Here is a 20,206-nt window from a genome sequence, read left to right as displayed (position 1 = left end):
GGTCTGGCCATGAACACAGACCTGCTGATGGACGGCCTCCTGCTGGCCGATGCCGACGAGAACCTGACCACCCGCTTCTACGAGATCCTGTTCGACCGCTACCCGGCGGTCCGGCCGATGTTCTCCTCCGACGTGCGGCCCCAGGCCGCGATGCTCCGCACCGCTGTCCTGGCCGTGCTCGAGCACCTCGACGACCCCGAGTGGCTCACCACCACCCTGGGTGGCCTCGGTGCGAAGCACGCCGAGTACGGCGCCACCCCGGCGATGTTCGACGCGGTGGGCGAGTGCATGGTCGCTGCCATGGCCGAGCTCGGCGGTGCCGAGTGGACGCCCGAGATGACGGCTGAGTGGAGCGCCGCCCTGCGGACCGTCTCCGACCTGATGCTGGCGGGCTACCCGCAGCCGGTGGCCGTCTAGCTGTCCAGCCCGTCAGTCGCGGTCGAGGTCGAGCACCCGGTCACCGAGCGGCTGGGGCGGCCGGTGCGAGTCGGGGTGGAGCTCCGCGAACGCGGCGATCTGCTCGGCGGACCAGTCCATCGGCTCGTCGAGCACCGACCAGGCGACGCCCTCGCTGCACGGCGGAGTCGTGAGCGACCCGTCGTACCGGAACGTCCGCCGGCCGTCGGGCAGCAACGAGGTGACGTCCACCGGCTCGGCGGTGGCCACCGCGTCGGCGCCCTCCTCGGGTGCGTGGGCCAGGACGTCCTCGATGACGGGGTCGGCCTCGCCCTCCTCGACCAGGATGCCGAGGACGGCGAGCTCGCCGTCCTCGCCCTCGTGCACGAGGTGGACCTCGGCGGCGTACGCCGCACCGCCCACGACGTGCTCGCTCGGGGTGTGGAAGTGGAACTGGCGCAGCGTGTACGTCACGCCGTCCCGGGTCATCGTGCCGCCGTCCTCGAGGTTCGTCTGCACGGTGTGACCGTTGTCGACCACCGTCGCGGGCGAGGTGCGGTAGTCGAGCTCGAGGTCCACGAGGTCGGTCTCCGCGGCGTCCTCGAGGTCGACCGGCGACTGCTCGTCGCCGCTCGCGCAGGTGTCGCCCCACGCGTCGACGTCGGTGTAGCTCCAGTCGTGGGCGCTGCTGTCGGTGCCCTCCGACTCGTCGCCGGAGCAGCCGGTCACCAGCGAGGCGAGCAATGCGCAGCAACCGAGGGCGACCCAGCGCGCGGAGCTCACGCGGGGACGCTAGCGGAAGTCGATGAGCAGCACGTCCGAATCGGCGCCGTCGTCGGAGATGGGCGCACTGGTCTGGTCGGCCTGTCCCGAGACGACGCCGGGTGCGGCCACGACCGTCGCGCGGTAGCAGCTGGCGCGGTACGGCAGCTGCATGCCGTCCATGCCGCGGCCGTAGTCGTCGTAGAACGCGAGGACCTCGGCGAGCTTCGCGGCCCGGCCGTCCTCGTCGAGGACGGCGACGTTGGAGCGGGAGAGCACGAGGTCCTGGATCGACGTACGGTCCACGACCTGCCAGTGCCGGAACGTCTCGGCCTCGACCGGGTCGAACAGGGGAGTGGCCTCCAGCTGCTCGGCCGACACGAGGCTCTCCTGGGTCCCGATGATCGCGCCGAGCTTGCGCACCCACGGGATCCGCTCGTCGCGCTGGTTCCACACCGCGGCCAGCCGACCGCCGGGCTTCAGCACGCGAGCGATCTCCGGCAGCGCCACGTCGTGGTCGAACCAGTGGAACGCCTGGGCGACCACGACGACGTCGTACGACGCGTCCGGCGCCGGGATCGCCTCCGCGGACGAGACCGACGTGCGGACGTCGGGCAGCCGCTCGCGCAGCCGCTCCAGCATCTGCTCGTCGGGGTCGGTCGCGTGGACGTCGTGCCCGGCGGCGACCAGCACCTCGGTCAGCTTCCCGGTGCCGGCGCCGAGCTCGAGCACGGTGACGGGCTGCTCGCCGACCAGCCAGTCGGCGGCCTCCCGGGGGTACGACGGGCGGGCTCGGTCGTAGGCGGCCGCGACGGAGCCGAAGGAGCGGGAGGGATCGGTCATCGGGCCCACCGTACCCGCAGTTAACGTTGTCTCCTGTGACCCTCGAGCCGCTCGCCGCCCTCGCGTCCCTCGAAGGCGTGCCGTCGGCCTTCGCCGCCGCCCGGGACGGCATCGACGTGATGCTGCGCGACCGCGGGCTGCGCCGTACCTCCCCGGAGATGACCGCCGAGAGCCTGCTGCGCGGCGCCCACGCCAGCGCGGTGCTGGAGGGCTCCGGGTCGTCGCTCGCAGAGGTCCGTGAGGGCACCGGCGACGAGATCGCCGCGGACGCCGTGCGGGTGTCGGTCGAGCTGCTCTCGCTGGCGCCGGCGATGAACACCTCACCCCTGCAGGCGCTGGCCCGCATCCACGCGCTGGCCGCGGCCGGGTCGCTCGAGACGTTCCGGGGCCGGCCACGCGACGCCGCGTCGGCCGACCACCTGCGCGGCATCGGCGAGCTGCTGACCGCGCCGACCCAGGCGCCCGCCCTGGTGGTCGCGGCGGTCGTCCACGCCGAGATCGCCACCTCCGCGCCGTTCGGCTCGCACAACGGCATCGTCGCGCGGGCCGCCGAGCGGCTGGTGCTGGTGGCGCGCGGCGTCGACGAGAAGTCGCTCGTCGTCCCCGAGGCCGGTCACCTCGCGCTGCGGCCGGCGTACGAGTCGAACCTGCGGGGGTACCGCGAGGGTGGCCTGGCCGGCGCCCACGCGTGGCTGCTGTACGCCGCCGAGGGGTACGCCGCGGGCGCGGAGGCGAGCCCGCTGCGGCGTTCGGCTGAATGATGCTGTTGAGCTGACTGGGTTTCGAGACGCTCCGTCACGGCTTCGCAGGCTCAGCCGTGGTCGCCCTCAACCTCGTCTCGCGACGTGCCTCGCTTGAGACATGCGAACGGCACCCGGCTGTCTCGATGTGATTGGTCCGGGTGCCGCCGCTGACACGTGACGCCGCTGGCTACCAAGCGTGCAACATCTAACTACTGCTCCGGGGAGTTCCCGGGAGCGAGCGCCCTGTAGGAAGGGTAGATCGCCGCGTGGGTACCCGGCTCACGTGCTGCTGTGTGGAGTTCTGCCCACCTGTGTACGCCTCTTCACCCGGACCTTCAAGGGTTGACAACGACGGCCGCGTGGGCGTCAGGCGTAGCGACGGGCGACGTCCGTCCCGGTCGGTCGCTGCGGCAGGCCGAGCTGCTCCGCGGTGACCGTGGTGCCGTCGGCGGCGCGGCCGGTGAGGTAGTAGACGACCCGGTCGGCGTCCGCGCCGAGGAGCCGGCGCAGGCTCTGGTGGGCGGCGCGGAGGACGTGCTCGAACGTCGGCGCCGCGTCGAGGTCGACGTACCCGCTGAGGGCGCCGGAGGAGTACTGCAGGCGGTTGTACTGGACCTCGCCGTCGATCACTCCGGGCACCAGCGCGATCGCCGTCGTGACCTCGGCGGTGACCTTCTCGTCGGTCGGTCGGCGGCCGAGCAGGCGTGACACGAGTCCGCTCACGGGCGGCCTCCTCGGCTGACGGGGACGTCGACGGCGCTCACGCTTCCGCCGGACGTGACGAGGAACGGCGAGAGCGAGGCTTGGTACTCCCGCAGGATACGGCCGGCGTCGGTGTCGGCACCGAGCTCGTCGCGCACCGACTGGGCGTACTCGACGTAGCTGTGGTTGACGCCCGCCTCCCAGAAGCGGCCCGGGCTGTCGAGGGTCACCACCGGCTGCCGGTCGGGGAACAGGTCGGACCCGGTGCTGAGCCCGCCGAGATCCAGCCGCGGCACCACGTCGAAGCCGTGCTGCACCTGCAGCACCCGCACCGACGGGTCGATCGCCACGTGGTCGATCGGGGCGCCGTAGGTGAGCACGTTCGTGACGCCGTACCGCTCCACGAACGCGCGGTCGGACGCCAGCGTCGCCGCGATGATCCCGCCCTGGCTGTGCCCAACGAGCATCACGGGAGCGCCGGCGGGGATGTTCGCCTGCTGCATCGCGAGCTCGACGGACTGCGCGGCGGCCGTGGGGTTGCCGGCGACCAGCTGGAGATTCGCGGTGAGGTCGCGACCGGTGGCGCCGGCCGACGGGCTCCAGGTCTCGGTGCCCGGGATCGAGACGACGTACGCCGGCGTCCCCGACCCGTTGTCGACGCGGGTGATCCGCACGTCGCCGTTGCTGCCGGGCTCGGCGCCGACCTGGTAGCTGTCGGTCACGCCCTGCATCAGCGAGGGCAGGTCGGTGGGGCGGGCGACGACCGGGTGGAACTGGCTGGCCTGGCTGGGATCGGTGGGCGCCGCGACGGGGCCGCCCGCCACGCCGGGGCCCTCGTCGAACCAGTGCAGGTCCTCGCCGGTGATGGCGCCGATGACCGTGCCGACCCCGGCGCCGACCGTCGAGAGGGCGCTGGCCGCGAGCGCGGCGACCGACCAGTCCCGCTCGCCGGTGAGGACGTCGGACAGCTTCGACTCGAAGTCCGCTGCGCCCTCGCCGGTGCGGACCAGCCCGGCCAGCAGCGTGCCGAGGTGGCCGGCCGCGGGAGCAGTGGTGCCGGACGCCTGGTCCGAGACCTGGTCCTGCGCCTGCGCCTCGCCGTCGAGCAGGACCGCGAGTGCGCCGAGGTGCTGGGCGGTGGCGTCGAGCGCCGGTCGTTCCTGCTCGCGCCAGGTCGCGCGCACCCGGTCGGCGTCGGTGCCGGTCCAGTCGAAGGACATCAGGGCCAGGTCGAGGCGCTGGGCGAGCTCGGTGATCCGGTCGGCGCCCTGCTGGATCTCCGCGCCGGCCCGGCGGCCGGCGTCGGTGTCCATCCCGTGGGTGACGGTCACGGCACTGCCTGCCCGACGAGGGTCTCGAGGGCGCCGGTGACGTCCCAGACCAGCAGGTCGGCGAGATCGCCGGGACGGGCCAACCGGACCGAGCCCACCTCGGCCGACCACAGCTCGTCGTCGGTCGCGAACCACGTGCGGACGACGGGCCTGGCGTCGGTGCCGGTCGCGATCGCGACCATCGCCCGGCACTCGGTCGCCCAGTCGGGGCCGGGAGCGCGGTCGGGCGTGGGGGAGCGGTGCGCCGGCGGATCGGCACGGAGCTGGTCGAGCGGCGGCAGCAGCGCGCGGACCGTCGGCCACAGCCGCGCGGTCTCGAACTCGGTCGCCCGCCCGTCCTCGTGGAGGACACCGCGGCTGCCGGTGATCTCGACGTCGACGCGCCGGCTGACGTCGTCGTACCTGCTGACGATGCGGAGCGCGAGCGCGGGAGGAGGTGCCATGGAGCGACGCTAGGTCGCGCCGCCGACATCCGGCAGGTGGAAGGTTCCGGCCTGTGGCTCAGGCGCCCAGGCGGCGCTTGCGGGCGTTGGCCCACAGCACCCCGCCCACGGCGACCATGCCGCCGACGGCGAGCGCAGCGAGCGTCGGCTTCGCGGGCGGCAACGGCACCCGCGAGCGGAGCGCGACCGGCTTGGTGAACACCAGCACCGGCCAGCCCTTCTCGGCCGCGATCCGGCGCAGCTCTTTGTCCGGGTTCACCGCGTGGGCGTGGCCGACGGCTTCGAGCATGGGTACGTCGGTGACCGAGTCGCTGTAGCCGTAGCAGCTCTCGAGGTCGTAGCCGAGCTCGGCGGCCAGCTCCTCGATCGCGCGCGCCTTCTCCTCGGCGTACGCGTAGTACTCGATGCCGCCGGTGTACCTGCCCTCCGCGATCTCCATCCGGGTCGCGATCACCCGGTCGGCGCCCAGCATCTCCGCGATCGGCTCGACGACCTCGGCGCCCGACGCCGACACGACCACGACGTCGCGGCCGGCGAGGTGGTGCTCCTCGATCAGCCCGACCGCCTCGTCGTACACGAGCGGGTCGACGATGTTGTGCAGGGTGTCCGCGACGATCTCGCGCACCGTCGCGACGTCCCACCCGGCGCACAGCTGCGACATGAACTGCCGCATCTTCTCCATCTGGTCGTGGTCCGCGCCGCCGACGAGGTAGACGAACTGCGCGTACGCCGACCGCAGCACCGCGCGCCGCGAGATCAGGCCACCGGCCTGGAACGGCTTGCTGAACGCGAGCGTGCTCGACTTGGCGATGATCGTCTTGTCGAGGTCGAAGAAGGCCGCGGTCGGCATGGCGCAATCGTAGGCGGGGACGGCCCACCTTTCCTCCACAACTCCCGTGTCGAACGTCCCTGTCCACATGGGTGTACGTCGCCCCGAGACGACGTCGGCGTGCCCGGGAAACATCCACGCCATGACCGCACCGCTCCTGATCACCCGTGACCAGTCCCTCCTCGACGAGCTGCTCCGGCTCGCCGCCGCGGCCGGCGTCGCTCCCGACGTGGCCGGCGACGTGGCGGCTGCGCTGCGCGGATGGGGCGCCGCGCCGCTCGTGCTGGTCGGCGCGGACGTCGCCGGGGACCTCGCGCGGATCGCGCCGGCGCGGCGGCCCCGGGTGTACGTCGTGGCCTGGGGCGCGGTCCCCGACGAGATGTTCCGGGTCGCGCTCGCCGTCGGCGCCGAGAGCGTCGCGCAGCTGCCGAGCAGCGAGGCGTGGCTGACCGAGACGCTGACCGACCTCGGCGACGCCGAGCCCGCGCAGGGCCTGGTCATCGGTGTGACCGGGGGCAGTGGCGGCGCCGGTGCCACGACCTTCGCGTGCGCGCTGGGTCAGGTGGCGGCCCGGTCCGGCCGGGCGGTCGTGGTCGACGCCGACCCGCTCGGCCCCGGCATCGACCGGGTGCTCGGCCTGGAGGAGCGACACGGCGTCCGCTGGGACGGTCTGTGCCAGACCACCGGCCGGCTCAGCGCGCGGTCGCTGCGCGAGGCGCTGCCCCGGCGCGAGGGCCTGGGCGCGCTGACCTGGCACGCCGGTCCGCCGGGGACGCTCCAGGCGTTCGCGGTCCGGGAGGTGCTGTCGGCCGCCCGGCGCGGGCACGACCTGGTGGTCGTCGACCTGCCGCGCACCGCCGACCCGGTGGTCGACGAGGTCGCCGCACGGTGCGACCGGCTGCTGGTGGTCGTGGTGCCGACGGTGGCCGGCGTCGCGTCCGCGGTGCGCACCTGCGCCCGGCATCCCGACCCGACCTCGGTGCGACTCGTGCTGCGCGGCAGCGGTGTCGAGCCCACCGCCATCAGCCGCGCCACCGGCATCCCCGTCCTGGCCCGGATGGCCGACCAGCGCGGCCTGGCCGAGGCGATCGACCTCGGACTCGGGCCGGTGCGCTCACGGCGCAGCAACCTGGGCCGCGCCGCGACCGAGGTGCTCGACCAGCTCTCGCTGATCCAGGCTGCTGCGGCATGACGGTCGACGACCTCGAGGCGGTCCGCGACCGGCTGGCGCGCAGCCCCGGCGCCCTCACCCCGCACCGGGTCGCCGAGGCGCTGCGCGAGACCGGTCGCCCGGTCGGCGACGCGGCGGTGCTCACGGCGTACGAGACGCTGCGGCGAGACGTCGTCGGCGCCGGCCCGCTCGAGCCGCTGCTGCGCACGCCGGGCGTCACGGACGTGCTGGTCAACGGTCCGGAACGCGTCTACCTCGACCGCGGCTCGGGCCTCGAGCTCACGACGGTGCGGTTCCCCGACGAGGAGGCCGTGCGCCGCCTCGCCCAGCGGCTCGCCGCGCTCGGTGGGCGACGGCTCGACGACAGCACCCCGTACGTCGACCTCCGGCTCCCGGACGGCACCCGCTTCCACGCCGTCCTCGCCCCGCTGTCGCGGCCCGGCACCCTCGTCTCGCTGCGCGTACCGCGGCAGCGGACGTTCCGCCTCGACGAGCTGGTCGGGCTCGGCACCCTCACGGACGGGACCGCCGAGCTCCTGGACGAGGTCGTCGCGGCCCGGCTGGCGTTCCTGGTCAGTGGCGGCACCGGCTCCGGCAAGACCACGCTGCTCGCGGCGCTGCTCTCCCGCGTGGCGCCCGAGGAGCGGATCGTCCTGGTCGAGGACGCCAGCGAGCTGCGCCCCGACCATCCGCACGTCGTCGCGCTCGAGGGCCGACCGCCCAACATCGAGGGCGCCGGCGCGGTCGAGGTGAGGGCGCTGGTCCGGCAGGCGCTGCGGATGCGGCCGGACCGGTTGGTCGTCGGGGAGGTGCGCGGGAGCGAGGTCGTCGACCTGATGGCCGCGCTGAACACCGGTCACGAAGGCGGCTGCGGCACCCTGCACGCCAACTCCGCCGTCGACGTGCCCGCCCGGGTCGAGGCCCTGGCACTTGCGGCCGGACTCGGGCGGGAGGCGGCGCACAGCCAGCTCGCCTCAGCCGTGCACGTCGTGCTCCACCTGGCCCGAGGGCCTGACGGGGTGCGCCGGCTCCGCCAGGTCGCGGTCCCTGCTCGGGGGTCGGACGGCCTGGTGACGATGCTCCCGGCGCTCGACATCGACGACGCCGGCCGCGCGACGCCCGGCCCGGGTGCCGCGGCGCTCAGCGCCCGGTTGGGGTCATGATCGCCGTCGCGGCGGGCTGCGCCGCGCTCGCGGTGCTGCTGCTGCTCCGTCCACCGCCACGGCTGCCGGCGCCTCGCTCGGCGCGGGTGCCGGCGTTCGTCCTGGTGACGCTCGGCGGCGCACTCCTGGTCCCGCAGGTCGGCGCGCTGGCCCTGGTGCTGGCCGGGGCGGCGGTCGGCGCTCACGGGTTGTGGCGGCGCCGGCGGCGACGACGTCGCGCCGAAGCGGTGGCCGCGCAGGTGCAGGAGTCCTGCGAGCTGCTCGCCGGCGAGCTGGCAGCGGGCCGGCCTCCGGGGGATGCCCTGGACCGAGCGGCCGCGACCTGGCCGCCGCTGCTGCCGGTGGCCGAGGCGTTCCGGGTCGGCGCCGACGTGCCGGCGGCGCTGCGTGAGGTGGCCTCCGAGCTCGAGGGCGCGCGCGACCTGCGGATCGTGGCCGCTGCCTGGCAGGTCGCCCACCGCACCGGTCAGGGACTCGCCTCCGCGGTCGACCGCGTGGCCGAGTCGCTGCGTGCGGCAGGCGCCACGCGGCGCCTGGTCGCCGGCGAGCTGGCCTCCGCCCGGGCGACCGCCCGGCTGGTCGCCGGCCTGCCGGTGCTCGCGCTCGCGATGGGCTCCGGCGCCGGCGGCGACCCGTGGGGCTTCCTGCTCGGTCGCCCGGCGGGACTCGCCTGCCTGGCGGGCGGACTGGCCTTCGGGCTGGCCGGGCTCTGGTGGATCGAGGCGATCGCCGCCGAGGCGGAGCGCGCCGGATGACCACGTGGGTCGCCGTCCTCGGCGCCGCCGTGGCGGCCGCGCTCGCGGTCCCGGTCCGCCCGGGGCTCCGCACGACCGTTCCTCCGAGCGCCGCCGAGTCCGCTGCCGCCTCCACCGGCTGGCTGCACCGGTTCCGCTGGTGGTGGTGCGGTCTCGCCGGGCTCGGCGCGCTGGTGTTCGTCGGTGGCCGCGCGGGCCCGCTGGTCGCGATCGCGGCCGCGGCCGGCGCCTGGGCCGTGATCGGCCGGGCGGAGCCCACCGAGGTACGCCGCCGCCGCGAGGCGGTCCGCCGCGACCTGCCGCATGTCGTCGAGCTGTTCGCGGCCACGCTGCGCTCCGGGGCCGCGCCCGACGCGGGCATCGGGCTGGTGTGCGCCGCGCTCCCGGGTCCGGCCACCGAGCGGCTGTCCGGGGTCGCGGCCCGGCTGGAGCTCGGCCTCGACCCGGTCCAGGTGTGGTCGGGGCTGGCCGACGATCCCCAGCTCGGCCGGCTCGGGCGCGCCCTGGCCCGCGCGCAGCAGACCGGCGCGCCCGTGGTGGCCGCCGTCGAGCGGCTCGCCGACGACCTGGCCCGCGCAGCGCGGGCCGAGACCGAGGACCGGGCGCGCGCGGTCGGGGTGAAGGCCGCGGTCCCGCTCGGGCTGTGCCTGCTGCCGGCGTTCGTGCTGATCGGCATCGTGCCCCTGGTGGTCGCGCTGCTGACCGGCCTCGAGCTCTGACCGGGCCACGAACTGTCCACCGGAGGCGTCCCGACCGGTCCCTCCACAGCGGTCCGCGGGCGGGCGGCGAAACGTCCCCGGCATCGCCGAGGGTCGTCATATCGGCCGCATCGGGTGGCCGGGAAACGGAGTCCCTCATGTCCCTGCAGCACCTCTCCCGCCGCTCGCGCACCGACCAGCGCGGCATCACCACCGCGGAGTACGCCGTCGGCACCGCGGCGGGCGCCGGCCTCGCCGGCCTGCTCTACAAGCTGCTCACCGGCGGGTTCGGCGACCAGCTGCTCAAGACCCTGTTCGACCACGTCCTCGGCCTGCTGGGCATCGGGTAGTGCAGGCCGCCGATCCGCGGACTCGCCGCACCGAGCGCGGGGCGGCGACCGCCGAGCTGGCCATGGCGCTCCCACTGCTGATCGCGGTGACCATCGGGCTGGTCTGGCTGCTCGCGGTCGGTGCGGCCCAGGTCCGCGCGGTCGACGCCGCTCGCGAGACCGCGCGCGCCGTGGCCCGGGGCGACGACACCGCCGCCGCGGTCGCGCGTGGCGAGCGGGTGGCGCCCGACGGCAGCACGGTCAGCGTGCACGACGACGGCACCGAGGTCACCGCCGTCGTCACCGGCCGGGTGTCCGGGCCGGGCGGGCTGTTCTCGCGGCTGCCGTCGGTGACGGTCTCCGCCGAGGCGGTCGCCGCGACCGAGGAGTCGCCGTGAGAGGTGAGCGCGGCTCGGCCAGTCTCTTCGCGGTCTCCTGCCTCGCGGTGCTGCTCCTGCTCGGCGCGGCCCTCGGCGTCGCGGCCGCGATGGTGCGCGCCCATCGGGTGGCGCAGTCCGCGGCCGACCTGGCCGCCCTCTCCGCGGCCACCGCGATCGGTGGCGGGCGTGACCCCTGCGCGGCGGGTGCGGACACCGCGGTGGCGAACGGCGCCCGCCTGACGTCCTGCGTCATCGCCGGCCGCGAGGCCACGGTCCGCGTGAGCGTCAGCGGGCCGCGCTGGCCGGGCCAGGAGAGCGACCTGGTCGCCGAGGCCCGAGCCGGGCCGGCGTAGCGGCGGTCAGGACGCGGGGCAGTGGGGGTGGGTCGTGACGATCGTGCCGTCGTGGACATCGCCCAGGTTGGTGCTCGCCAGCGTCGGGCTCGCCCAGGCGACGAGGCCGACCTCGGGAGCCGACCCGTACCGCTTCTTGGCCACCTTCACGTGGATGGTCCGGTCGCGGTCGGTGCCGACCCAGCACCGGCTGCCCTCCTCGGCGTGCAGCGCCTGGTGCCGGCTGACCCGGTCACCGGGTTCGAACCCGCCGTACTGCGTCACGACGTACTGGGCGCCGTGCACGTAGGCCGTCGCCCACGTCGCATCGATCGAGATGGACAGGCCCTGCGCCTTGCCGACCGGGACGTCGAAGACGGCCCTGCCGCGCTGGGCGCGTTTCTGCCCGGGGGACCAGTACGTGTCGGCGTCGGTGTCGTCGTAGTGGACGAGTCCCACCCAGCAGCTGCCGCAACCGTCGAGCCTGATGGTGACCTTCACCGTGTCCTCGCCGGGACCGGCGGTGGCGGTCTCGGTGGCGGCGCCGACCGCGGTGCCGGCGACGAGGGTCGCGGCCGCGATCGCGAGGGCGGTCAGTCGACGGTTCACGGTGCCTCCCGTACGCAGTGGTGCGGGCAGGCTAGGGCGAGTCGCGGGTGCGGGTCTCGCCTGTCTGGACGGGTTGCGTCCCGTCACCAGTTGGAGCGGTCGTCCTTGACGTCGTCGCCGCGCTCGTCCTCGTGCTTCTCGAGCTTCTCGGACAGCTCGCTGAGCTGCTTGCTCTCGCGGCGCTGGCGCAGGGTGCGCTTGGTGCCGAACTTGCCGATCGAGAAGCCCCACCACAGCGCGATGCCGCTGCCCAGACCGACGAGGAACAGCGCCAGCGCGCTGATGTCGGTGCCGAGCAGCTCGACCGTGCCCTCGGCGGTGAAGACGGCGCCGACGATGGCGAGGGCGCCCGCCGCGATGAGGATCAGACCCAGAACGACCATGGCGGGAGGCTACTCCCGTGGGGCCCCCTCGAGGAGCACGTCGAGGAGGCGGGCGGCGCCGGTCTTGTCGAGGGGGTTGTTCTGGTTGCCGCACTTCGGCGACTGGATGCACGACGGGCAGCCCTCGTCGCACTCGCAGGCCGCGATCGTGTCGCGGGTCGCGGTCAGCCACTCGCGCGCCGCGTGGAACCCCCGCTCGGAGAAGCCCGCGCCGCCGGGGTGACCGTCGTAGACGAACACCGTGAGCTGCCCGGTGTCGGGGTGTACGGCGGTCGAGACGCCGCCGATGTCCCAGCGGTCGCACGTCGCGAACAGCGGTAGCAGGCCGATCGAGCAGTGCTCGGCGGCGTGCGCCGCGCCGGGGAGGTCCTGGCCGGTCAGCCCGCCCTCGGTCAGCGCGTGCTCCGGCACCGTCCACCAGACCGCGGCGGTGCGCAGCGACCGCTCGGGCAGGTCGAGGGGCTCCTCGCCGAGCACCTCGCCGCTGGGCTGGCGCCGCTTGAGGAACGACACGACCTGGTGCGACACGTCCACCTCGCCGAACGACAGCCGGCAGCCGCCCCAGACGCGGTGCTCCCGCTCCTGGACGATCGAGATGTCGGTGATCTCGCGGGCCGTCGTGGAGTAGTCCGGGTCGGCGCGCTCGATGACCGCGGCGTGGTCGTCGAGGTCGAGCGAGCGCACCAGCCAGGTCTCGCCGCGGTGCACGTAGACCGCGCCCGGGTGGGCGGTCCCGTGGGCGCTGGAGGCGTCGACGGTCCCGATCATCCGGCCGGTCTCGGCCTCGACCAGCTGCACCGGCGAGCCGCCGGTCGAGCGGATGTCGGCGAGGTCGCTGGCCCGGCGCCGGTCGGTCCAGAACCAGCCGCGCGGCCGCTTGCGCAGCAGCCCGCCGTCGGTCAGCGCGTCGACGACGTCGCGCGCGGTCGGCCCGAACAGCGGCAGGTCGGCCTCGGTGAGCGGCGCCTCGTGCGCGGCGGCGCACAGGTGCGGGCCGAGGACGTAGGGGTTCGACGGGTCGATCACCGTCGCCTCGACCGGCCGGCCGAGCAGTGCCTCCGGGTGGCTGACGAGGTAGGTGTCGAGCGGGTCGTCGCGGGCGACCAGCACACCCAGGGCGTCCTGGGCGCCGCGGCCGGCGCGGCCGACCTGCTGCCACAGCGCGGCGCGGGTGCCGGGGAACCCGGCGATCAGCACCGCGTCGAGCCCGCTGATGTCGATGCCCAGCTCGAGCGCGTTCGTCGCGGCCAGCCCGGTCAGCTCGCCGCGCCGCAGCGCCTCCTCGATCGCGCGGCGCTCCTCGGGCAGGTATCCGCCGCGGTACGACGCGACCCGGCTCGGCAGCGACGCGTCGACGTCGGCGAGCAGCTCGGCGGCGGTCATCGCGACCTGCTCGGCCCCCCGGCGGGACCGGATGAACGCCAGCGTGCGGACGTCCTCGACGACCAGGTCGGCCAGCAGGTCGGCGGCCTCCGACGACGCGGCGCGCCGCACCGGGGCGCCGTTCTCGCCGGTGAACGAGGTGAGCGGCGGCTCCCACAGCAGCAGCGACACCTCGCCGCGTGGGGAGTCGTCGCCGGTGATCGCCATCACGTCGAGGCCGGTCAGGCGGGCGGCGGCCACCTCGGGCTCGGCCACGGTCGCGGAGGCGAGCACGAACGTCGGCGAGGCGCCGTACACGGCGCAGATCCGGCGCAGCCGGCGCAGCACGTGCGACACATGGGCGCCGAACACGCCGCGGTAGTGGTGGCACTCGTCGACGACGACGTACTGCAGCGAGCCGAGGAACGACGCCCACCGCGAGTGCCCGGGCAGCAGGGAGCGGTGGAGCATGTCGGGGTTGGTGAGGACGTACTCGGCGTGGTCGCGCGCCCAGTCGCGCTGCTCGCGGGCGCTGTCGCCGTCGTGCGTGGTCACCCGCACGTCCAGCCCGAGCCCGACGATCCCGGCGAGCTGGTCCTGGGCCAGGGCCTTGGTCGGCGCGAGGTAGAGCACCGTCGCGCCGCGCTGGTCGCGGCTGCCGCGCGCGGCGCGGATCGCCGAGAGCGCGGGCAGCTGGTAGGCCAGGCTCTTGCCGGACGCCGTGCCGGTGGCGAGCACCACGTGCTGTCCCGCGTGCGCTGCCTCGGCCGCGATCACCTGGTGCCGCCAGGGGCGCTCGACCCCGCGGGCACGCAGCGCGGCGACCAGGTCGGCGTCGGCCCACTCCGGCCAGTGGGCGTGGGTCGCGGGGCGCGCGGGCAGCACCTCGAGGTGGCGCAGGCGGTCCTCGCGACCGGGTACGGCGGCCAGTCGTTCGACCAGGTCACGCACGCCGAGCGGGCGGGATCCGAGGGTCGAGGTCACCGCTCCATTGTCCTCGACGGCACCGACAGGAGCGCCGCTCGCGACACTCTGACCTGTGGAGAGAGGGCCGCTTTTGTGCGCTTCACCGTGCGAGCGTGGTTTCATGGTGCTGGCCGGATGTCGGGCTCCATGCCGACAACCCCTCCGGCAACCGAACATTTGCGGGAGACATAGGTGGACCTGACTCTGACCACGCGCGAGGCCGGTGGCAAGACCATCGTGGCCGTCGGGGGCGAGATCGACGTCTACACGGCCCCCAAGCTTCGCGACAAGATCACGGAGCTGGTCGCTGACGGCGTCTACGACATCGTGATCGACATGGAAGAGGTCGAGTTCCTGGACTCGACCGGACTCGGCGTCCTCGTGGGCGGCCTGAAGAAGGTGCGCGCCCACGACGGCTCCCTCCAGCTGGTCTGCAACCAGGACCGGCTCCTGAAGATCTTCCGGATCACCGGACTCGCGAAGGTCTTCGTGATCCACGAGTCGGCGGACGCCGCACTCGCCAGCAGCTGACCGGGCCGCACAGCCCCAGACAGCCCCAGACAGCCTCGACCCCGGCGTCCTCGGACGCCGGGGTCGAGCACATTTCTGCGTCCCCGAAGAATCGCGATGTGGCACGGATCACATGTCCGTGCTTTCCGCCCGCCTGTCGTGCGTAGACTCCGCCGCACGCCGTGAGACATGGATCACTCTCTCTTCGAGGAGGAAACGCATGACGGGGATCTCTCCCGCAGTCGTGGAAGTCTCCGGCGGCAATCTCGTGCTGGTCATCGTCGTCGCACTGATCGCGCTCGGCGCGCTCGCGATGGCGGCGATGTTCCGCCAAGAGGTACTTGCCGCCGGTGAGGGCACCGACAACATGAAGAACATCGCCCAAGCGGTGCAGGAAGGCGCGAACGCCTACCTGACCCGGCAGTTCCGGACGCTGGCGATCTTCGCCGCGATCGCGTTCTTCGCGTTGCTCGCCCTACCTGCCGACGACGCCGTGGTCCGGATCTTCCGGTCGGTGTTCTTCCTGATCGGCGCCGGGTTCTCGGCCACGGTCGGCTACCTCGGCATGAACCTCGCGGTCCGCGCCAACCTCCGGGTGGCGGCGGCGGCGAACACGCAGGGCCGCGAGCCGGCCATGCGGATCGGCCTGCGGACCGGCGCGATGGTCGGCATGCTGACCGTCGGCCTCGGCCTGCTCGGCGCCAGCCTGGTCGTGCTGTTCTTTCAGGACGAGGCCCCGGACGTCCTCGAGGGCTTCGGCTTCGGCGCCGCCCTGCTCGCGATGTTCATGCGCGTCGGCGGTGGCATCTTCACCAAGGCGGCCGACGTCGGCGCCGACCTGGTCGGCAAGGTGGAGAACAACATCCCCGAGGACGATCCCCGCAACGCGGCCACCATCGCCGACAACGTGGGCGACAACGTGGGCGACTGCGCCGGCATGGCCGCCGACCTCTTCGAGTCGTACGCCGTCACGCTGGTCGCCGCGCTGATCCTCGGCTCCCAGGCGTTCGGCGACAAGGGCCTGGTCTTCCCGCTGCTGATCCCGGCGATCGGCGCACTGACGGCGGTCGCGGGCGTCTACCTCACCCGGCCGACGGCCGGCGTCAACGGCCTGACGACCATCAACCGGTCGTTCTACCTGTCCTCGGCCATCGCCGCCGTGGCCAGCGTGATCCTGGCCTACGTCTACCTGCCGAGCAGCTTCGGCGAGTTCGACAACATCGCCGGCGACCTCGTCTCGGCCGACGGCGACCCACGGTTCATCGCGGCGTCCGCCGTGGTGATCGGGATCATCATGTCCGCCGGCATCCTCGCGCTCACCGGGTACTACACCGGCACGGAGCACCGGCCGGTGAAGGACGTCGGCAAGACCTCGCTCACCGGCGCGGCCACGGTCATCCTCTCCGGCCTGTCGGTCGGGTTCGAGTCCGCCGTCTACACGACGCTGGTCATCGGCGGTGCCGTGTTCGGCGCCTACCTCCTCGGTGGCGCCGCCCTCACGGTCTCGCTGTTCGCGGTCGCCCTGGCCGGATGCGGCCTGCTGACCACCGTCGGGGTGATCGTCGCGATGGACACCTTCGGGCCGGTCTCCGACAACGCCCAGGGCATCGCGGAGATGTCCGGCGACGTCAGCCCCGAGGGCGCGCAGATCCTCACCGAGCTCGACGCGGTCGGCAACACGACCAAGGCGATCACGAAGGGCATCGCGATCGCCACGGCGGTCCTCGCGGCCACGGCGCTCTTCGGCTCCTACGCGACCTCGGTCTTCGAGTCGCTGAACGACGCCAACGTCGCGAACGACGAGATCTACCAGCTCGACTTCTCGGTCTTCAACCCGTCGGTCATCGTCGGTGTCCTGCTCGGTGCGGCGGTCGTGTTCCTGTTCTCGGGCCTGGCGATCAACGCCGTCGCCCGGGCCGCGGGAGCCGTCGTCTACGAGGTGCGCCGGCAGTTCCGGGAGATCCCCGGGATCATGGAGGGCACCGGCCGACCGGAGTACGGCAAGGTCGTCGACATCGTCACCAAGGACTCGCTGCGTGAGCTGATCACGCCAGGCATCCTGGCGGTCCTGGCTCCGATCGCAGTGGGCTTCGGGCTCGGTGTGACCGCGCTCGCCGGCTTCCTGGCCGGCGCGATCGGCGCCGGCACCCTGATGGCGGTCTTCCTGGCCAACTCCGGTGGTGCCTGGGACAACGCGAAGAAGCTCGTCGAGGACGGCAACCACGGCGGCAAGGGCTCCGAGGCCCACGCAGCCACGGTCATCGGCGACACGGTCGGCGACCCGTTCAAGGACACCGCGGGCCCGGCGATCAACCCGCTGATCAAGGTGATGAACCTGGTCTCGCTCCTGATCGCCAGCGCCGTCGTCTCGATGAGTGTCGGGGAGGACCAGAACGACCCCCTCCGGATCGTGATCGCCCTCGTGGCGGTGGCGATCATCGCGGGCGCGGTCTACGTCTCCAAGCAGCGCGAGGTCACGCTCGGCGACGAGCAGTCGGGGACACCGGCCCCGCCGCTGCCCCCGCCGCCGACCGAGCCGCCTCCGCCGCCGCCGACCGATCCGGCGCCGACGCAGCAGATCGAGACGCACTAGCACCAGCACCGTGGCCCCACCCGAGCGGATCGGGTGGGGCCACGGTGCTGTAGAGGACCTACGCTCGTCTGGTGAACGCTGCTTCGATCTCCGAGCTCCCGGCGCGGCTCCGGGGCGCCCTCGTCATGGCCGGCTTCACGTACGACGGGGTCGCCGAGGTGCTCGGTCGGACGGCGTTCGCCGCCCTCAGTCGCAACGAGACCACGCCGGGCCTGCGCCGTACCTCCGGCGGCTTCCCCCTCGAGACCCTGATCCGGCTGTTCCTCCTGCAGGCGCCGGTCGAGCTGGCGGCCGCGCAGCGCGCGCTGCCGGGCCTGGTGGACCGGCTTGCCGTCGAGGGCATCCTCGAGCAGACCGTCGGCGAGGTCGCCGCGCGCCTCGACGTCCGGCCGTACGCCGCCGACGACGAGCACCTCTGGGTCCTGAGCGACCTGACCCCCGGCCTCGACGGCAGCGCGAACCGGGTCGGCGCCGACCACGTCCTCGGCATCAGCCCTGCCTCGACGTCGCTCGCGCAGCTGACCCTGCGCGAGGAGGTCGGGCGCTCCCTCGACCTCGGCACCGGGTGCGGCGTCCAGGCCCTCCACCTGGCCCGGCACAGCGGCACCGTGGTCGCGACCGACGTCAACCCGCGCGCGCTGCGGATCGCCCGCTTCAACGCCGCGCTCAACGAGGTGGCCGACCGCGTCGACGTGCGCGACGGCTCGTTCTTCGAGCCGGTGGCCGGCGAGCGGTTCGACCTGATCGCCACCAATCCGCCGTTCGTGATCTCGCCCGCCACGGGGGAGCAGCTCGTCTACCGCGACTCCGGGCTGCCCGGCGACCGCGTCGTCGAGCACATCGTCCGCACCGCGCCCGACCACCTCGCCGACGGCGGCTGGTGCCAGGTGCTCGCCAACTGGGTGGTGCCCGCGGGCGGCGCGTGGCAGGAGCGGATCGCGGGCTGGGTCCCGGAGGGCTGCGACACCTTCGTCGTGCAGCGCGAGCTGATCGACCCGGCGGCGTACGTCGAGCTCTGGCTCAAGGACGCCGGCCTGCACGGCACCAACGACTACCTGGTCCGCTACGACACCTGGCTGTCGTGGTTCGAGGAGCAGGGCATCGAGGCGATCGGGTTCGGCTGGATCAACCTGCGGCGCAGCGGCGGCTCGGCCTCGGAGTTCCTCGAGTGGCCGTACGACGTCGAGCAGCCGGTCGCGACGGCGATCCGGGACTGGGGCCGCGCCGTCGACGCGACGGTCGGCCTCGACTCCCACCTCGTGGCGCGCGTGGACGTGCGCCAGGAGACGGTGGGCGCCCCGGGGGAGCCCGACCCCGAGACCGTGGTGCTCCGCCAGCAGCGCGGCCTGCGCCGGGCCCGCCAGGTCGACACCGTCGAGGCGGCGTTCTTCGGCGCCTGCGACGGCGACCTCAGCGTCGGGCAGATCCTCGACGCGGTCAGCCAGCTGCTCGACCTCGACCCGCAGCAGACCCGCGACACCTACCTGCCGGTGGCCCGCGAGCTCGTGCTCGAGGGATTCCTCCAGGCCTGACTAGCCGAGCGACCCGGCGAGCTCGACGGACTGCTTGCCCTCCTCGCTGCCGAGCGTGCCGCCGACCTCGAGCCGCAGCACCGGCACCGGGTCGCAGGACGCCTCCAGCACGCGGACGGTGCCGGTGTCGCCGACCGAGCTCGACAGCTCGTTGCCGTCCGGGGCGCCCTCGGTGTCCGCGATGAAGACGTTGATCGGCTCCGGGCTGGCACCTTCCGGGCCTTCGATCGGGTACGTGAAGACCCGCTCCTCGCCGAGCTCGGACAGGATCCCCTGGATCATGACGAACGGCTGGCTCACCATGGCGTCGTCGTCCTCGATCGACCCGGTGAACTCGATCGGGCTGTACGCCCAGATCCGGTCCGGCGTCGGGCTGTCGATCGGCTGGTCGCCGTTCGCCACCGGCGGGTCGCACGACACCGTCACGTCGGGGAACGCGACGGTCGACCCGTCGGGCCGGGTCATCACCAGCGTGCTCACCGGGCCGGACGGCGGGTCGACGGCGATGCCGGTCCCGACCGGGTCGTCGCCCCCGCTCACGACGACCGCGGAGCCGACCCCGGCCACCACGACGAGCGTCGCCGCGCCCACGACGCCCGCCCGGCGGCGGCGCCGGCGGACCGTGACCCGTCGCGCCACCCGCTCGGACGTGTCCAGCGGTGGGAGGAGCGCACCGCCGAGCCGCTCGTAGCCGTCCCTGATCTGCTGCTCGGTCATGCCGTGTCTCCCGTCGTGGTGCGCAGCGGGCCGTGCTCGCGCGCGTGTTCCCTCAGCCGCTCCGTCCCGCGGGACAGCTGGCTCTTCACCGTTCCTTCCGAGCAGCCCATCCGCGCCGCGATACCGCGTACGTCGAGGTCCTCGACGTACCGCAGCGCGAGCGCGGTGCGCTGCCGCGGTGAGAGGGTCGCCAGCGCCTCGACCAGCCAGGCGTCGGTCTCGCCGACGACCTCGACGGGCGCCGCCTCCGACGGGCCGCCGAGCAGCGGCAGCTCGCGCCGCAGCCGGCGGATCCGGTCGATGTTCAGCCGCACCATCACCGTGCGGGCGTACGCCGCCGGCTCGTCGAACCGGGTCCGTCCCCACCGCTCGCCCAGCCGGGCGAGCGTCTCCTGGGTGAGGTCCCAGGCGTCGTGCGGGTTCGCCGTGAGCGCGTGCGCCAGCCGCAGCAGCGGCCGGGTCTGCACGGCCACGAAGTCCGCGAAGTCAGGGTCCGTCCGTTGGTCCATCCCTCGGCCTCCGAGTCGTCCGTCTTGCCTCTCACCTACTCTCTCTTGACGGCGGGCACCCCGCGAACGTTGAGGGCCGCCGGGAATGGGTTTCGGACCGTTCGCGCTACCGTGTTCGGCCGGAGCACCCCGAAGCAGGAAGAAAGAA

General features: G+C 73.7%; 23 protein-coding genes. 12 read left to right on the top strand and 11 right to left on the bottom strand.

Features of this window, described 5'->3' with window-relative positions; genetic code table 11:
- The first annotated feature begins 9 nt into the window (after positions 1-9).
- A complete protein-coding gene (locus MJ604_RS19015; RefSeq protein WP_243060167.1) occupies positions 10-417 on the top strand; it encodes a globin domain-containing protein in 408 nt (135 codons plus the stop codon).
- Between the two features lie 12 nt (positions 418-429).
- Here the strand turns inward: MJ604_RS19015 and MJ604_RS19010 are convergent, their stop codons facing one another.
- Both MJ604_RS19010 and MJ604_RS19005 read right to left on the bottom strand, forming a co-directional pair.
- A complete protein-coding gene (locus tag MJ604_RS19010) occupies positions 430-1,179 on the bottom strand; it encodes a carbonic anhydrase (protein WP_243060166.1) in 750 nt (249 codons plus the stop codon).
- Between the two features lie 9 nt (positions 1,180-1,188).
- Complete coding sequence (locus MJ604_RS19005; protein ID WP_243060165.1) at positions 1,189-2,001, bottom strand: class I SAM-dependent methyltransferase; 813 nt, start codon at positions 1,999-2,001, stop codon at positions 1,189-1,191.
- 35 nt (positions 2,002-2,036) lie between these two features.
- Here MJ604_RS19005 and MJ604_RS19000 point away from each other — a divergent pair, with 35 nt between their 5' ends.
- Positions 2,037-2,762, top strand: coding sequence for an oxidoreductase (locus MJ604_RS19000; RefSeq protein ID WP_243060164.1), 726 nt, complete (start codon positions 2,037-2,039; stop codon positions 2,760-2,762).
- A 348-nt stretch (positions 2,763-3,110) separates the two neighbouring features.
- On the opposite strand, the gene MJ604_RS18995 is transcribed toward MJ604_RS19000, so the two are convergent.
- From MJ604_RS18995 to MJ604_RS18980, 4 genes are read right to left on the bottom strand one after another with little or no spacing between them, the layout of a single operon-like run.
- The gene (locus tag MJ604_RS18995; protein ID WP_243060163.1) at positions 3,111-3,467 is read right to left on the bottom strand and encodes a hypothetical protein; all 357 of its coding nucleotides are present in this window, start codon (positions 3,465-3,467) and stop codon (positions 3,111-3,113) included.
- A complete protein-coding gene (locus MJ604_RS18990) occupies positions 3,464-4,777 on the bottom strand; it encodes a hypothetical protein (protein ID WP_243060162.1) in 1,314 nt (437 codons plus the stop codon). Before MJ604_RS18990 ends, MJ604_RS18995 begins: the two co-directional genes overlap by 4 nt.
- The gene (locus MJ604_RS18985) at positions 4,774-5,220 is read right to left on the bottom strand and encodes a hypothetical protein (RefSeq protein ID WP_243060161.1); all 447 of its coding nucleotides are present in this window, start codon (positions 5,218-5,220) and stop codon (positions 4,774-4,776) included. The genes MJ604_RS18990 and MJ604_RS18985 overlap by 4 nt, the downstream gene beginning before the upstream one ends.
- 58 nt (positions 5,221-5,278) lie before the next feature.
- Complete coding sequence (locus tag MJ604_RS18980) at positions 5,279-6,070, bottom strand: HAD family phosphatase (RefSeq protein ID WP_243060160.1); 792 nt, start codon at positions 6,068-6,070, stop codon at positions 5,279-5,281.
- Between the two features lie 121 nt (positions 6,071-6,191).
- Between MJ604_RS18980 and ssd the strand changes: the two genes are divergently transcribed.
- From ssd to MJ604_RS18945, 7 genes are all read left to right on the top strand, one after another.
- Positions 6,192-7,241: a septum site-determining protein Ssd gene (gene ssd, locus MJ604_RS18975; protein ID WP_243060159.1), complete on the top strand. Its 1,050-nt coding sequence runs from the start codon at positions 6,192-6,194 to the stop codon at positions 7,239-7,241.
- The gene (locus MJ604_RS18970) at positions 7,238-8,383 is read left to right on the top strand and encodes a TadA family conjugal transfer-associated ATPase (RefSeq protein ID WP_243060158.1); all 1,146 of its coding nucleotides are present in this window, start codon (positions 7,238-7,240) and stop codon (positions 8,381-8,383) included. Before ssd ends, MJ604_RS18970 begins: the two co-directional genes overlap by 4 nt.
- A complete protein-coding gene (locus MJ604_RS18965) occupies positions 8,380-9,138 on the top strand; it encodes a type II secretion system F family protein (protein ID WP_243060157.1) in 759 nt (252 codons plus the stop codon). The genes MJ604_RS18970 and MJ604_RS18965 overlap by 4 nt, the downstream gene beginning before the upstream one ends.
- On the top strand, positions 9,135-9,857 hold the full coding sequence (locus tag MJ604_RS18960; RefSeq protein WP_243060156.1) for a type II secretion system F family protein: 723 nt from the start codon (positions 9,135-9,137) through the stop codon (positions 9,855-9,857). The genes MJ604_RS18965 and MJ604_RS18960 overlap by 4 nt, the downstream gene beginning before the upstream one ends.
- Before the next feature lie 137 nt (positions 9,858-9,994).
- On the top strand, positions 9,995-10,186 hold the full coding sequence (locus tag MJ604_RS18955; protein ID WP_243060155.1) for a DUF4244 domain-containing protein: 192 nt from the start codon (positions 9,995-9,997) through the stop codon (positions 10,184-10,186).
- Complete coding sequence (locus MJ604_RS18950; protein WP_243060154.1) at positions 10,186-10,563, top strand: TadE family protein; 378 nt, start codon at positions 10,186-10,188, stop codon at positions 10,561-10,563. Before MJ604_RS18955 ends, MJ604_RS18950 begins: the two co-directional genes overlap by 1 nt.
- On the top strand, positions 10,560-10,898 hold the full coding sequence (locus MJ604_RS18945; protein ID WP_243060153.1) for an Rv3654c family TadE-like protein: 339 nt from the start codon (positions 10,560-10,562) through the stop codon (positions 10,896-10,898). The genes MJ604_RS18950 and MJ604_RS18945 overlap by 4 nt, the downstream gene beginning before the upstream one ends.
- Positions 10,899-10,904: 6 nt before the next feature.
- Here MJ604_RS18945 and MJ604_RS18940 read toward each other — a convergent pair whose 3' ends face one another.
- The 3 genes from MJ604_RS18940 to MJ604_RS18930 form a co-directional block, all read right to left on the bottom strand.
- Positions 10,905-11,486, bottom strand: coding sequence for a hypothetical protein (locus MJ604_RS18940; RefSeq protein WP_243060152.1), 582 nt, complete (start codon positions 11,484-11,486; stop codon positions 10,905-10,907).
- An 83-nt stretch (positions 11,487-11,569) separates the two neighbouring features.
- Positions 11,570-11,869: a hypothetical protein gene (locus MJ604_RS18935; RefSeq protein WP_243060151.1), complete on the bottom strand. Its 300-nt coding sequence runs from the start codon at positions 11,867-11,869 to the stop codon at positions 11,570-11,572.
- Between the two features lie 9 nt (positions 11,870-11,878).
- Positions 11,879-14,215 carry a DEAD/DEAH box helicase gene (locus MJ604_RS18930; RefSeq protein ID WP_243060150.1) on the bottom strand — a complete coding sequence of 779 codons (2,337 nt, stop codon included), beginning with the start codon at positions 14,213-14,215 and terminating at the stop codon, positions 11,879-11,881.
- A 174-nt stretch (positions 14,216-14,389) separates the two neighbouring features.
- Here MJ604_RS18930 and MJ604_RS18925 point away from each other — a divergent pair, with 174 nt between their 5' ends.
- The 3 genes from MJ604_RS18925 to MJ604_RS18915 all read left to right on the top strand — a co-directional run bounded on the left by MJ604_RS18925 (position 14,390) and on the right by MJ604_RS18915 (position 18,832).
- Positions 14,390-14,728 (top strand): STAS domain-containing protein, encoded by a 339-nt coding sequence (locus MJ604_RS18925; RefSeq protein WP_243060149.1) that lies wholly within the window; start codon positions 14,390-14,392, stop codon positions 14,726-14,728.
- Positions 14,729-14,927: 199 nt separating this feature from the next.
- A complete protein-coding gene (locus tag MJ604_RS18920; RefSeq protein WP_243060148.1) occupies positions 14,928-17,300 on the top strand; it encodes a sodium-translocating pyrophosphatase in 2,373 nt (790 codons plus the stop codon).
- 71 nt (positions 17,301-17,371) lie between these two features.
- A complete protein-coding gene (locus tag MJ604_RS18915) occupies positions 17,372-18,832 on the top strand; it encodes a class I SAM-dependent methyltransferase (RefSeq protein WP_243060147.1) in 1,461 nt (486 codons plus the stop codon).
- Here MJ604_RS18915 and MJ604_RS18910 read toward each other — a convergent pair whose 3' ends face one another.
- Positions 18,833-19,549 carry a hypothetical protein gene (locus MJ604_RS18910; RefSeq protein ID WP_243060146.1) on the bottom strand — a complete coding sequence of 239 codons (717 nt, stop codon included), beginning with the start codon at positions 19,547-19,549 and terminating at the stop codon, positions 18,833-18,835.
- Entirely contained in the window at positions 19,546-20,058 is a 513-nt protein-coding gene (locus MJ604_RS18905) for a sigma-70 family RNA polymerase sigma factor (protein WP_243060145.1), read from the bottom strand. The genes MJ604_RS18910 and MJ604_RS18905 overlap by 4 nt, the downstream gene beginning before the upstream one ends.
- Positions 20,059-20,206: the final 148 nt, after the last annotated feature.

It is taken from the genome of Nocardioides sp. SR21, from assembly GCF_022761125.1.
In the GTDB taxonomy this organism is placed as follows: Bacteria; Actinomycetota; Actinomycetes; order Propionibacteriales; family Nocardioidaceae; genus Nocardioides.
Note: the sequence above shows the minus strand (reverse complement) of the source record. Positions and strands in the feature narration are given on the sequence as shown.

Coding starts and splice junctions, on each gene's coding strand:
- MJ604_RS19015 (WP_243060167.1), top strand. CDS start 10: ATGAACACAGACCTGCTGATGGACGGCCTCCTGCTGGCCGATGCCGAC.
- MJ604_RS19005 (WP_243060165.1), bottom strand. CDS start 2,001: ATGACCGATCCCTCCCGCTCCTTCGGCTCCGTCGCGGCCGCCTACGAC.
- MJ604_RS18985 (WP_243060161.1), bottom strand. CDS start 5,220: ATGGCACCTCCTCCCGCGCTCGCGCTCCGCATCGTCAGCAGGTACGAC.
- MJ604_RS18980 (WP_243060160.1), bottom strand. CDS start 6,070: ATGCCGACCGCGGCCTTCTTCGACCTCGACAAGACGATCATCGCCAAG.
- ssd (WP_243060159.1), top strand. CDS start 6,192: ATGACCGCACCGCTCCTGATCACCCGTGACCAGTCCCTCCTCGACGAG.
- MJ604_RS18970 (WP_243060158.1), top strand. CDS start 7,238: ATGACGGTCGACGACCTCGAGGCGGTCCGCGACCGGCTGGCGCGCAGC.
- MJ604_RS18965 (WP_243060157.1), top strand. CDS start 8,380: ATGATCGCCGTCGCGGCGGGCTGCGCCGCGCTCGCGGTGCTGCTGCTG.
- MJ604_RS18960 (WP_243060156.1), top strand. CDS start 9,135: ATGACCACGTGGGTCGCCGTCCTCGGCGCCGCCGTGGCGGCCGCGCTC.
- MJ604_RS18955 (WP_243060155.1), top strand. CDS start 9,995: ATGTCCCTGCAGCACCTCTCCCGCCGCTCGCGCACCGACCAGCGCGGC.
- MJ604_RS18935 (WP_243060151.1), bottom strand. CDS start 11,869: ATGGTCGTTCTGGGTCTGATCCTCATCGCGGCGGGCGCCCTCGCCATC.
- MJ604_RS18920 (WP_243060148.1), top strand. CDS start 14,928: ATGACGGGGATCTCTCCCGCAGTCGTGGAAGTCTCCGGCGGCAATCTC.
- MJ604_RS18910 (WP_243060146.1), bottom strand. CDS start 19,549: ATGACCGAGCAGCAGATCAGGGACGGCTACGAGCGGCTCGGCGGTGCG.
- MJ604_RS18905 (WP_243060145.1), bottom strand. CDS start 20,058: ATGGACCAACGGACGGACCCTGACTTCGCGGACTTCGTGGCCGTGCAG.